10 protein-coding genes are annotated in these 12,579 nt (G+C 37.9%); 8 read left to right on the plus strand and 2 right to left on the minus strand.

The window, feature by feature from the left end; genetic code table 11:
• Positions 1-23 precede the first annotated feature (23 nt).
• The gene (locus AC559H_RS24110; protein ID WP_233423043.1) at positions 24-512 is read right to left on the minus strand and encodes a DUF29 domain-containing protein; all 489 of its coding nucleotides are present in this window, start codon (positions 510-512) and stop codon (positions 24-26) included.
• A 111-nt stretch (positions 513-623) separates the two neighbouring features.
• Here AC559H_RS24110 and AC559H_RS24115 point away from each other — a divergent pair, with 111 nt between their 5' ends.
• The 6 genes from AC559H_RS24115 (at position 624) to AC559H_RS24140 (ending at position 6,268) form a co-directional block, all read left to right on the plus strand.
• Positions 624-1,172, plus strand: coding sequence for a hypothetical protein (locus AC559H_RS24115; protein WP_051319776.1), 549 nt, complete (start codon positions 624-626; stop codon positions 1,170-1,172).
• A gap of 591 nt (positions 1,173-1,763) precedes the next feature.
• Positions 1,764-2,921, plus strand: a complete 1,158-nt coding sequence (locus AC559H_RS24120) for a Re/Si-specific NAD(P)(+) transhydrogenase subunit alpha (RefSeq protein WP_026786182.1) — start codon at positions 1,764-1,766, stop codon at positions 2,919-2,921.
• Between the two features lie 27 nt (positions 2,922-2,948).
• Complete coding sequence (locus AC559H_RS24125; protein WP_026786183.1) at positions 2,949-3,245, plus strand: NAD(P) transhydrogenase subunit alpha part 2; 297 nt, start codon at positions 2,949-2,951, stop codon at positions 3,243-3,245.
• On the plus strand, positions 3,245-4,648 hold the full coding sequence (locus tag AC559H_RS24130) for an NAD(P)(+) transhydrogenase (Re/Si-specific) subunit beta (protein ID WP_026786184.1): 1,404 nt from the start codon (positions 3,245-3,247) through the stop codon (positions 4,646-4,648). The genes AC559H_RS24125 and AC559H_RS24130 overlap by 1 nt, the downstream gene beginning before the upstream one ends.
• Positions 4,649-4,735: 87 nt before the next feature.
• Entirely contained in the window at positions 4,736-6,040 is a 1,305-nt protein-coding gene (locus tag AC559H_RS24135) for an AAA family ATPase (protein WP_193372515.1), read from the plus strand.
• 12 nt (positions 6,041-6,052) lie between these two features.
• Positions 6,053-6,268 carry a hypothetical protein gene (locus tag AC559H_RS24140; RefSeq protein WP_026794659.1) on the plus strand — a complete coding sequence of 72 codons (216 nt, stop codon included), beginning with the start codon at positions 6,053-6,055 and terminating at the stop codon, positions 6,266-6,268.
• A 251-nt stretch (positions 6,269-6,519) separates the two neighbouring features.
• Here AC559H_RS24140 and AC559H_RS24145 read toward each other — a convergent pair whose 3' ends face one another.
• Positions 6,520-7,704: a CapA family protein gene (locus AC559H_RS24145; protein ID WP_026794658.1), complete on the minus strand. Its 1,185-nt coding sequence runs from the start codon at positions 7,702-7,704 to the stop codon at positions 6,520-6,522.
• 175 nt (positions 7,705-7,879) lie between these two features.
• Between AC559H_RS24145 and AC559H_RS24150 the strand changes: the two genes are divergently transcribed.
• Positions 7,880-10,366: a tetratricopeptide repeat protein gene (locus tag AC559H_RS24150; RefSeq protein ID WP_148292090.1), complete on the plus strand. Its 2,487-nt coding sequence runs from the start codon at positions 7,880-7,882 to the stop codon at positions 10,364-10,366.
• A 317-nt stretch (positions 10,367-10,683) separates the two neighbouring features.
• Entirely contained in the window at positions 10,684-12,510 is a 1,827-nt protein-coding gene (locus tag AC559H_RS24155) for a patatin-like phospholipase family protein (RefSeq protein WP_026794656.1), read from the plus strand.
• Positions 12,511-12,579: the final 69 nt, after the last annotated feature.

Here is a 12,579-nt window from a genome sequence, read left to right on the forward strand (position 1 = left end):
AAACTCTGTTTCAGATCGCTACCTTAATCTTCTTGCTCATCATCCGATAAAATATATTCATCCTCAAAAACCTCTGACCAAGAAAGAGAAGTCAAATGACATTTAACTTTCCTTATTTCCAGTTCAGCCTCTTTTACAGCAGCTTGAAAACATTTATCCCAAATTGATTCAATAAAATCTCGATTCAAGCTGGGTACTTCCTCTTGAATATCCTCGATTTCTCGACGGGCTGAGAGAATACTAATCGCCCAGCTATTCGTGCGTTTTTGAGGTTGACATTTCCATTTGATAACGTGAACCATTAACCGAATTAACTGACTTTTTAATGCTAATTTTTTCGATTTTCCCATAGATTCAATTAAGGCATAAAGTCCTTCTCTGGCTTCCATCACTTGATTCTCCTGTAATAGTTGCTCGATAGTTACAGCCATTTGATATTCTGATCCAGTCGCCAACCAGTCCCAATCTTGTTTAGTCAGCATTGCCATTTCCTTGAGATTACCCATATTCATAAACTTATCATAACTAATAATATTTTGAGAAACCCAGTTAAGGATTATAGCTATTTTCGAGAATTTATGATAATCTTGATTTAGGATCAAACAAGAATCAAGGTAAAAACGATGGATATTGTTAAAGTAAAACAAGAAACAATTGCCTCTTTAAAATCCTTGGGGATTGATTTTTATGAAATGCCCAATGGCACTTTTCGCATTGGAGGTCTGAAAGGTAATCAAGATTTAGAATATAAAATATCTTGGCTGAATGAGAAAAATTTTAACAATGATCAACTCAGAGAATTAGAAAAACTTGGTTTCAAAAATGAGATCGAAAAAATAGAAATAAATTTCAATATTACAAATCAAGAAAAATTTTTTTTACTATCAACTATTAGCTTAGAAGACTTTAACAGTCTAATGCTTTATGAATCTTTAAATGGCAACAAAAAAGCCTTAGAAATTTTATTGTCTTTAGCCATGTTAGGTCTTAATTCTCTTTCAGAAAGTTCTGATTTTGAAGTAAAATCAACAAAAGATTTTACTCGCCAATTGCTAAATCTTGAATATGAAAAAGCCAATCAATTAGTTATGGAAGAAATGAAAGTAGAAACACTAGAAGAAATTGAAACTGAAGATGAACTTTTATCTCTAGCAGTTTCTCTGACTTGCTAATCAATTTTTATGAATAACATACTACGATTATGCCTTGACCTCAATATTTGGTGTGCTGTTCTGCTTGCTAAGAAGAAAGGCTGGGAAAATACAGCGTGCCAATCTTTAGTTAACATTGTTCAAAAAGGAATCTGCGAGTTGGGTTGTGTTCAACTTATTATCTCCTGGGGGATGCTAAATCATCTATATTTTGTTTTAGTCAATAAAATGAATGTTTCAGAGTGGAGAAACATTTAATTTACTCTAATTCGGGTAAATCTCTCCATATTGTGCATCCTTATTTAATGACAGAATGGATTAGGCAAAATAATATACCAAATGTAAATATTAAATTTGATTAATCACAGAAGAAAGGGGAAGAAGGACACTTACTTGATTTTTTCTTAGGGATATTTGTTTATCTGTATTAAGATATAACCTAAACTTGTATGTCTGGAATCTTATCGAATTTCCAAAACCTCGCATATAATATAACACGATCTTGTTCATGTTATCGGGATTGACCAATATTGCATTAACTTGCCTAAGCGGAGGAAACAACATAACTGTTAATCGTTAACTGTTAACTGTGAACAAATTATCAGGAGATTTATGAAAATTGGCATTGCTAAAGAGATTCAGGTAGATGAACGGCGAGTGGCCCTCATCCCTGATGTTGTCGCCCGTTTGGTTAAACAGGGTGTGGAAGTATGGGTGGAGACAGGGGCCGGGGAACGGGCCTGTTTTTCCGATGCAACTTATGAACAGGTTGGGGCGAAAATCGTTGATCAGGGGACACTTTGGGGCGAAGTGGATGTCCTGCTGAAAGTCGGGGTATTAGAGGACTCTGAAGTCTCTCAACTCAAGTCTGGAGGGGTTTTAATTACCTTTTTAAACCCCTTGGGAAACCCAGAATTAGTCCAGAAACTGGCGGCGCAGAACGTGACCGCCTTTAGTATGGAATTGATCCCGCGTACCAGTCGCGCCCAAAGCATGGATGCCCTATCCTCCCAAGCAAACTTGGCCGGATATAAGGCGGTATTAATTGCCGCAGCAGCCTTACCGAAATATTTTCCGATGTTAACCACGGCCGCTGGAACCATTCGTCCCGCCAAGGTGTTAATTTTGGGGGCTGGAGTCGCTGGGTTACAAGCGATCGCCACGGCCCGACGTCTGGGTGCTATCGTCGAAGGGTTTGATATTCGTCCCGAAGTTAAAGAACAGGTACAAAGTTTGGGGGCTAAGTTTGTAGATGTGTCCCTAGAGGAAGATACCGTGGCCGAGGGGGGTTATGCTAAGGAAATTTCCGAAAAAGCCAAGGAACGCACCCGGGAAGTCCTGACGCAGCACGTCGCGGCTTCTGATGTGGTGGTGACAACGGCCCAAGTACCCGGCAGAAAGGCCCCGGTATTAGTCACGGAGGACATGGTAGCCCAAATGAAACCCGGTTCGGTGATCGTCGATCTGGCTGCCGAACAGGGGGGAAATTGTGAATGCAGCGAAGCCGGAAAAGATGTGGTTAAACATGGTGTGACGATTATTGGGCCGATTAATTTACCTGCTTCCATGCCCATTCATGCCAGTGAAGTTTATGCGAAAAACATTTCGGCTTTATTGGGATTAATGATTAATAAAGATAAGCAATTGGAGATTAATTTTAGTGATGATATTCTCGATGGATCTTGTGTAACCCATAATGGTGAAATTCGTTCCGGGCGGGTTAAAGATGCTTTAAGCGCAAATAGTCAACAAGTCTCGATTTCTGGTTAAGTTCACAATCTCTAAATCTAAAATTATATGACCGCAGAAACATTGATTTCCGCATTGTTTGTGTTTGTTTTAGCAACATTTGCGGGGTTTGAAGTGATTACGAAAGTTCCGCCAACTTTGCACACTCCCTTAATGTCTGGGGCAAATGCGATTTCAGGAATTTCCGTTTTAGGAGCGTTAATTATTGCTGGCGATCGCGATTGGAATGTCACCGTTATTCTGGGATTTATTGCAATTATTCTCGCCATGATTAACGTTGTCGGTGGCTTTTTAGTCACAGATCGAATGCTGGAAATGTTCAAGAAAAAAGAGGTTAAAGCCTAATGGATATTCGCTTAACGGGAATACAACTCAGCTATTTAGTAGCTGTCACATTCTTTTTCTTTGGATTGAAAAAGTTAGGATCTCCAGCAACAGCTAGAAGTGGCAATTTATGGGCCGCCATTGGGATGTTAATTGCTGTTGTTGCCACGATGTTAGATCGGCAGGTTTTGAACTATGAATGGGTTATCCTTGCCTTAGTGATTGGTTCGGTCATTGGGGCAGTGATGGCCTATAAAATTCAAATGACAGAAATGCCCCAAATGGTAGGTTTACTAAACGGTTTGGGGGGTGCCGCTTCTTCAATGGTGGCGGTGGGAGAATTTTGGCGCTATTTAGCCCTAGCAGAAACTCCCCCTTTAGGCACAACAATTACCGCTATTTTAGGAGTATTAATTGGGGGAATAACCTTTACAGGTTCGATGATTGCCTTTGCCAAATTGCAGGGAATTATGAGTGGTTCTCCGATCTTATTTCCCCTACAACAACAGTTTAATATTCTGCTGTTTGTTGCTTTTGGAGTCGGCAGTGTTTATATTTGCCTAACTCCTTTTAATGTGTCGGTATTTTTAGGGTTAGTATTTATTTCCCTAATTTTGGGCGTGTTATTCGTCATTCCCATCGGGGGCGGCGATATGCCTGTGGTAATTTCTCTGTTAAATTCCTTTTCTGGGTTGGCAGCGTCAGCAGCCGGGTTTGTGGTGATGAACAACCTGTTAATCATTGCTGGGGCGTTGGTTGGGGCGTCGGGGATTATCCTAACGGTGATTATGTGTAAGGCGATGAACCGTTCTTTAACTAACGTGCTATTTGCCGGATTTGGCACGGGAGAAAGTGGTTCTGGGACTGTTAGTAGCGGTGGTTCAACGGATCAAACGGTTCGCAGTATTGACACCGAAGAAGGGGCGATGATGTTAGGATATGCCCGTTCTGTGGTGATTGTACCCGGATATGGCATGGCTGTAGCCCAGGCCCAGCATAGTGTTAAGGAGTTGGTGGATCAATTGGAAAGTAATGGGGTGGATGTCAAATATGCCATTCATCCGGTGGCGGGACGGATGCCCGGACACATGAACGTCCTATTAGCGGAGGCGAATGTTCCCTATCCTCAATTATATGATATGGATGACATTAACCCGCAGTTTGATCAGACCGATGTTGCGTTAGTTATCGGAGCAAATGATGTGGTGAACCCGGCGGCACGGGAAGATAAAAATAGCCCGATTTATGGGATGCCGATTTTGGATGTGGACAAAGCCAAACATACTATTGTGATTAAACGCGGTATGAGCACTGGGTTTGCCGGGGTAGAAAATGAACTGTTTTATAAGGATAAAACCATGATGTTGTTTGGCAGTGCCAAGGATGTTGTGGCTAAGTTGGTTTCGGAAGTAAAACAACTGTAGTCCTGGTTAATTGACAAAATCATACTGGTTGGTTATCTTAAAATTACCGAACCAGTATGATTTTGTAAAAATAATCCCAAAAATGGAATGTTGATAGAATTTCGAGTCGCCAACTACAGATCAATTGGTGAAGAACAAGTGTTGAGTTTGGTTCCTGCCCCAAAGCAAAAGGAGCATTCTGAAAATATCATTCAAAGGGGAAAGCATCAGGCTTTAAATGCTGTGGCTATATATGGTGCTAACGCTAGTGGAAAATCCAACCTGTTGAAAGCAATGGGTATATTAGGAAAATTAATTAATTTTTCTGCACGTTTCTCTTCAACAACAAAGTTACCATACGACCCTTTTTTACTTAGAGAAGATTGGATTAATAAACCTACTTTTTTGGAAATTGTTTTTTTAATTGCAGAAGATAGATACAGATATGGAATTGAATTCAACCAAAATGAAATAGTTTCAGAATGGCTATTTAGAAAATCTATAGGTAGAGAAGTTAAATTATTTCAAAGAAGCCAAGATATCATTGATGTTTCTTCGGGTTTAAAAGCTTCTTCAACGATTATTGATGCCGCAATAGAAGCAACAAGAGACAACGGATTATTTTTATCAACTTGCGATATATTAAATATTGAAGAAGCAAAAAATATTCTTCATTGGTTTAAGAAATATACAATCATCGACGGATTAAATACAGATCATGAGGCAATCAAAACCATTAGTCTTTGGGACGATCAAGAATATCGTCAAAAAATTAAGGCATATTTTACTAGCCTAAATTTTGGAATTATTGATTTAGAGGTTCAAGACCAAGATTTTTATCCATTAGAATTGTCAGAAAAAATATCAGATGAATTTAAGAATTTTTTGATTAATGAACTCACCGTAGCGAAAAAATATACTGTCTATTCAACACATCGTATTTATGACAGTCAATACCAAGAAACTCAAAAATCAATAGCTTGGGAATTGAATAAAAATGAATCCCCAGGAACTCAAAAAGTATTTCATTTAAGTGGGCCCATACTATGGACTTTGATGAATGGAGGCATATTAATTATTGACGAAATAGAAGGAAAATTGCATCCGATAATGACGCTTCATACAATCAATATGTTTTTGAATAATAAGACTAACCCTAATCATGCTCAATTAATTTTTGCTACCCATGATACCAATTTATTGTCTTATGCTAATTTGAGAAGAGATCAGATATATTTTACTGAAAAAAATCCTTGGGAATCGACGGAATTTTATTCTTTATCTGATTTTATTTATATGGATAAAAAAAACGGAATACCTGAAAAAGAAAGACCCGATACAGATAAAGAAAAAAGATATTTTGAAGGTAGATATGGGGCAATTCCAGTTTTAGGAAATTTTAATCTAGTGTAATTATAAAAAGCAATGGCAAGGAAAGGTAAGTTAAAACAAAAGGCAACTAAAGAAACAATTGAACGTCCAAAAAGAGTGCGGCGCTACGAATACTTTTTTTTAATTGTTTGTGAAGATCAAAAAACTGAGCCAGAATATTTTCAACAATTTGTTGATCTGTTTCCCGATGGTACATTGTATTTAAAACCAGTAGGCACAGGTTTATCACCTACGATCATGGTAATATAGAAATAGTCGAAAAAATCAACCAATTTGGTAACGAATTAAACGCAATTGAACGGGCTGAAATTCTTTTACAGGCCCAAAAGGGAGTTGCACCAATACAAGCTAATCCCAGTACAAAAGTTCATTTACTTGTCCAAAAATTAAGAGAGTGGATTGATTACTACACTCCCGATCGCACGACATAAACCGGGTTTCTCAACAAATATTGATCGGATACAATTAATCTTAATTAGAAACCCGGTTTCTTGAATACTCTACTTTAAAGAATTAAGATGACGATTCATATTATTTAAGTCAATTTCTAACTGTCGATAATCTCCCGCCGATAATAAGGGATCTTTGCCAGATTTTAATACCTGTGCTATGGGTAGAATCCGAAACTGATATTTCCCATTCTGATCATAGCGATGTACCCAAGTGGGTAGGGTTTGAATGTCTTTAATTTCAATGGTTTTATCAGGAAAATTCTTTAAAATATTCACTTTAAAAATAGTCCCTAAATCTCGATATTTTTCCCGTTGATTAGAGACAAAATTCCCCATAGAATAAATAACTACAGCTTTTTTAGACTTTCCTAATTTCCCAGTTTGTTCAAAAACTTGATAGGGTTGCACAACATGGGGATGACTCCCTAAAATAATATCAGCCCCAGCATCAACTAACTGTTTTACTAAGGTTTTTTGTTCGGTATTCGGTTGACGTTGATATTCTGAACCAAAATGTAAAATAACCGTGACCACATCTACCCCTAATTTACGAGCTTTAGTAATATCTTGGGTAATTTTTTTAGCATCTATTAATGAGACTAAATAATTTTTACCCTTGGGAATCGGGATACCATTAGTACCATAACTATAAGCCAAAATTGCCATGGAAATATTATTTTTTTCAACAATAACTATTTTTTCAGCTTCCTCAACCGAGGCAGCCGTTCCCACGGAAATTAAACCTCGTTTTTTCACATTTTCTAAGGTTTTTAAAACGCCTTTTTCTCCTCGATCCAAAGAATGATTATTTGTAGTTGAGATAATATTAAATCCGGCTTTAGTAATCGCATCTGCTAAAGAATCTGGAGCATTAAATAAAGGATATCCTGTATATCCGGTTTCCGGGCCTGATAGGGTAGTTTCTAAGTTGCCAATCACCCAATCTCCTGATGATAAAATTCCTTTAACTTCTTTAAAAAAATTATCATAATTATAGGTTTTTGTAGTTGGGTTATAACCGGATTTAATTTGAGCTCCGTGCATCATAATATCCCCCACGGCGATTAATTCTGCTTCTTTTGTATAAGTTTGGGGTTTGGGGGGTTGAGGGTTGATAATTTCCGGGGCGACTTCTGCTGTTTTTGTCGGGTTTGTGTTACTACATCCCCCGCTAAAAATAAACAAACTACTGGTTAAGATTAAAGTCATCCATCGACTCTTAAAAATCATCATTTTTACCCTAGAATTTTGATGATTTTACCGCAATTGTTACCCTAATCAGATCAATTATTAGGTCAGTCCCAGATTGGAAATTAGTTTTCATTGATCGGGGAATCAGGTAATTGATTAAGAATCCGATCGCTTGGATTTAGGGTAAACTATAGGGGATGGGTTGGAGAACTCGGACTTGGTTAAGCAGACAAAGCTATTCATGCAAAATTATCAACGGACTGATGCTGGTGTGATCTCGGATCGACGCCTGAATTTTTTGGCCTGGATATCCCGCAGCAGCGTGATTCTGACTTTAGTATTACTTTCGGCGGGAGTCAGCATGGCTCAGTCCCCCAAGTCTCCAGAACCGAAACCCAGCACTCCGACAAAAACCATATCCCCCAAGGAGCGGCTGGAACTGGAACAACTGCGACAACAGCAGCTTTTACAGGAACAAGTTCAAGCGGAAGCTCAACGCACCTTTAAACAGACAATGACCCTGTTTAATCTCCTATTAGGATTGTTAGGAATTCTATTAGCAGCAACCTTAGTGGGATTATGGTTATTACGGCGTTCCGTTGTCCGAGAAGTAACCGTTATTGTTAAAAATCATCTGAATGAATTAGGGGATTTAGAAGGAAAAATTGCCGTCGCTAATCAACAAATGCAAGCGGTGATTCGGGAAACCGATAAAATTGCTCAAGACCTAAATGCAGAAGCGGATGATTTTCAGGATGAATTAGGAACCAATCGCGATCAAATTGGGGAATGGTTAACTGAATTATCCCAAGTTCGTCAAGGAGCATTACAAAATTTTCAACAGGAAACTCAAGAAGTTACCCAGGAAATTAATCGCTTAGAAATTGAGTTTTCTAAACAATTGGCAGATTTACAAAATCGCGCTAGTAATCAACAGGATTTAATCTTACAAAACTTAGATAAACTGGGAACAAATTACGCGAATCATGTCGCCGGGTTGCAGGCGGATGTGGATGGTCAAAAAAATACGGTTTTAGAGAATTTCAAAGAATCAGAAGCCACTTTAACTAATCAATTATCCGAGTTACAAATTCAAGTTCAAAATCAACGCGATCGCCTATTCAAAACTCTTGAACAGGTGGGTACAGAATTTAAAACCACCGTATCCGGTTGGCAAACCGATGTCGAAGGTCAAAAAAATACCGTGGGCAAGAATTTACAACAAATTGAAACTGAATTAGCTCAGGAGTTATCCCAACTACAAAAACAGGCAGAAACCCAAAAAGATCGGGTCTTTGCTCGTTTAGAACGTTATGAAACGGATTTCGCTCCGCAACTAGAAGAAATTAGAATTAAATCGGAACAAAAAGCTCAAGAACAAATTGATTTAGCCCTGAAAAATTTAGAGAAATTTGGCAAGGATGCGGTGACTCAACTCTCCGAATCCCAAGGCAGAATTCAAGGACAAATGGAGCAGAAACTCCAACGCATTCAACAGTTGGAACAGCAAGCAGAAACCCAACTAGCAACCTATCAACAACAATTACAGATTCAAGTCGATGAAAAGTTACAAAGATTACAACAATTAGAAGCGGAATATGCTACCATTATTGCTGATAGTCAAACCGGATGGAAAACCCAAAAAGAACGAATTGTCCAACGGTTAGAGAAGTTTGATCAAGATGTAACTGGGGTAATTGAACAGTTAAGAGGAGATTTACAAACCCGCAAGGATTCTACTTTTAATAAATTAGATAAATTTGATTTAATGTTAACGGAACAGATCACAGAAGTTCAAGCGGATGCTAATGCTCAAAAAGCGGGGATTTTTCAAGAATTAGTGGCAATGCAGTCGGAAGCTTTGGTGAAAAAAGATGAAATTCTCCAACAGTTATTAGCCGTTTCGCCAACGGATTTAATGGAATCGGCGGTTTCAGAAATGATCCAGAAAATTGACACCATTTCCGAACAATTAGATCGGTTAAAATCCAATAAACCGGAGTTATTTTTAAATGTTGATGATTATGTGCAACGGGGGAATTTATTGTTTGCTGAAGGCCGTTATGAAGATGCTTTAGCTACCTTTCATCAAGTAGTAGAATTGCAACCCAATGATTACCGATCTTGGCTAAATCGAGGCATGGCATTAAGTCGATTAAAACGTCAAAATGAGGCGATCGCATCCTATAAAAAAGCCCTAGAAATTAAACCAGATTATCACCAAGCCTGGGTAGATTTAGGTGTAGCCTATGGCAAATTACAAAAACATCAAGACGCCTTTGAAGCCTTTGATCAGGCGGTGAAAGCCAAACCAGAAGATAGTGTGGCTTGGTTAAATCGAGGCATGGCATTGCAAGCAATTGAAAGATATCAAGATGCGGTAACATCCTTTGATCAGGCGATTGAATTTGACCCGGATAATTCTAAAGCCTGGAATTATCGCGGTTATGTTTTAATTAAGTTAAAACGGGGAAAAGAAGCCCTAGAAAGTTTAGATCGGACGTTAACTTTAAAACCCGATTATGCCGATGCTTATTATAATAAAGCAATTATTTATGCTCAACAACGTCAAACGGAATTAGCCGTTGAAAATTTAGAGCAAGCAATTGATCTGAGTGCCCGTTATCGAGAGGAGGCCAAAACCGACCCAGATTTATATGCAGTTATTAAGTTTTTGCGTCCGAAAGCCAAACTTCAATCCTAATATCCCGTTATTGGGCTAGTTGTTGGGCTAGTTGTTGGGCTTTAGCCCCTCCTAATTATTGGGCTAGTTGTTGGGCTTTAGCCCCTCCTAATTATTGGGCTAGTTGTTGGGCTTTAGCCCCTCCTAATTATTGGGCTAGTTGTTGGGCTTTAGCCCCTCCTAATTATTGGGCTAGTTGTTGGGCTTTAGCCCCTCCTAATTATTGGGCTAGTTGTTGGGCTTTAGCCCCTCCTAATTATTGGGCTTTAGCCCCTCCTAGCCCTAAGAAGAATGGGCTAAAGCCCAACAACGGTGCCTTTCTGCAAATTCTAATAGTTATGACCCTAGAAAATACCTCTCCCAATCCTAGTCAAATTTCCCTAAATTTGTCGGGAGGAATTGCCCTCGGAGCTTATATGGCTGGGGTGTGTTTTGAATTAGTTAGACAAGCCAGAAAAGACAATTCTCCCCTGTTAATTGATTTGATTACCGGAGCATCTGCTGGGGCGATGACCGGAGCAATTACAGCTTATTATTTATTAAATCGAGAGATTAGTGATACTGAGTATGAGTCCCAAAATATCTTACAAAGAGCTTGGGTAGAAAAAGCTGATATGAAAGATATTGATACGGTGTTTGCCATTGAAGATTACCGTCAAGTTTTGAATAATTTATTTAAAAGTCAAAATGAAAGTTTATTATCTCAAAAAGGGATTAAAAATATTGCTAATTTAATTACGGAAAATACCGATCAACTGAAAGTTCATCAACCCTTAGCCTTAGTAATGACGGTTACGAATTTACAAGGGCTGTTAGTAACCTATGAAAATAAATGTCGCAATTTTTCCGGTATTCCAGCCGTTAACCATGCAGAAACTCGGCAGTTTTTGTTTCATTCTGAGTTAAATCGTCAAGGCGATCGCTTACAAAAAATTTGGAAAAAAGTAATTGATACCAGCTTAATTTCGGGGGCTTTTCCCGTTGCCTTCCCTCCAATTCAAGATTCATCTAATGTTAAAAGTTATAACTTAAAAAATCTGAGTCCAGCTTATTTTACAATCTCTGATAAATCCAGAAAACAACAACTAGATCCGGCTCTACCGATGTTTTGTACCCAGGAAACCCTCAAATTTTGGTATAGTGACGGGGGAATTTTAGATAATTTACCCATTCTCAAAGCCATTGATTTAGAAGCGAGAATTTACTTAAGTTCCTTGCCTAATTCAGAGTATTTAATTCAGGAAGAAGGGGCGGATTTTATTAAATTCAGTCATGATTTTAACATCAAAACTAAAGCCGAACGAGAGCAGCGAATTTATGCTTATGTTTCTCCCTCATCTTTGGAAAACTTAGAAAGTAGACCCAGCTTAAAAAAGAACAATTTTAATCTATTTGACTTGTTATTTGATGGGTTAAATATTCCCTCTGCTCAACAGGATGCCATACAGTTAAAAAAGATTGTAGAAATCAATCAACAAGTGGATTATAAAGAGAATATATTATCTCTTTTAGAAACTTTACCCACCAACCAGTCCGGGGAAACTATCTCTAAAATAAAAACCGACCTAGAAAAAGCCATCCCCTATCATCATATCCAATTATCGCCCATTACACCCTTAATTTTGAATCAAATTTCAGGGATTGAAAATGTAGAAGCGCAAGAGGAATTAGAAAATCTATATAAAAAATTCCGATATTTATTCAAAACTCCTCTAGTCGAGAAACCTACAGACGTCGAGCAAGTATTAGCTTCAGATTTTATCAACGCTTTTGGAGGATTTTTTGATAGAAAATACCGAGAACAGGATTTTATTTTAGGCAGACTTTGTGGTTTAACTTGGCTCCACTTAAATTTTAATCAAATTGATACCAAAAGTTCGATTTCAAGATTAAATCAAATCTTTGATTCCGGTCAAATTCAATTTGATAATCCCAAGTTTAAAGACTTAAAAATTAGCTATAGAATTCGCTTAATTAGACTATTAGTTCGGGGGTTAAGAATGATGACTGTCCAAACCCAGATGAAAAATAGTAATAAAATTTTACTGGGATTATTTCAAGTAATTTTACTGCCGTTATTTCTATTCATAGAAATTTTATTAACCTTGGGTTTAATATTAACTGAAATTATCGAAACATTCTGGGAAAAAATTAATCAGAAATAGCAAATAGGTTTGGATACCAAACCTATAGCAATCTTAAATGATTTGCGATCAGAATATAGAACCCCACCC

The organism is Planktothrix prolifica NIVA-CYA 540, from assembly GCF_963864145.1.
GTDB lineage: Bacteria > Cyanobacteriota > Cyanobacteriia > Cyanobacteriales > Microcoleaceae > Planktothrix > Planktothrix agardhii.

What these genes read in the sequence shown, in the direction of transcription:
- AC559H_RS24110 (WP_233423043.1), bottom strand. Translation starts at nt 512, where the DNA reads ATGAATATGGGTAATCTCAAGGAAATGGCAATGCTGACTAAACAAGAT.
- AC559H_RS24115 (WP_051319776.1), top strand. Translation starts at nt 624, where the DNA reads ATGGATATTGTTAAAGTAAAACAAGAAACAATTGCCTCTTTAAAATCC.
- AC559H_RS24120 (WP_026786182.1), top strand. Translation starts at nt 1,764, where the DNA reads ATGAAAATTGGCATTGCTAAAGAGATTCAGGTAGATGAACGGCGAGTG.
- AC559H_RS24125 (WP_026786183.1), top strand. Translation starts at nt 2,949, where the DNA reads ATGACCGCAGAAACATTGATTTCCGCATTGTTTGTGTTTGTTTTAGCA.
- AC559H_RS24130 (WP_026786184.1), top strand. Translation starts at nt 3,245, where the DNA reads ATGGATATTCGCTTAACGGGAATACAACTCAGCTATTTAGTAGCTGTC.
- AC559H_RS24135 (WP_193372515.1), top strand. Translation starts at nt 4,736, where the DNA reads ATGTTGATAGAATTTCGAGTCGCCAACTACAGATCAATTGGTGAAGAA.
- AC559H_RS24140 (WP_026794659.1), top strand. Translation starts at nt 6,053, where the DNA reads ATGGCAAGGAAAGGTAAGTTAAAACAAAAGGCAACTAAAGAAACAATT.
- AC559H_RS24145 (WP_026794658.1), bottom strand. Translation starts at nt 7,704, where the DNA reads ATGATGATTTTTAAGAGTCGATGGATGACTTTAATCTTAACCAGTAGT.
- AC559H_RS24155 (WP_026794656.1), top strand. Translation starts at nt 10,684, where the DNA reads ATGACCCTAGAAAATACCTCTCCCAATCCTAGTCAAATTTCCCTAAAT.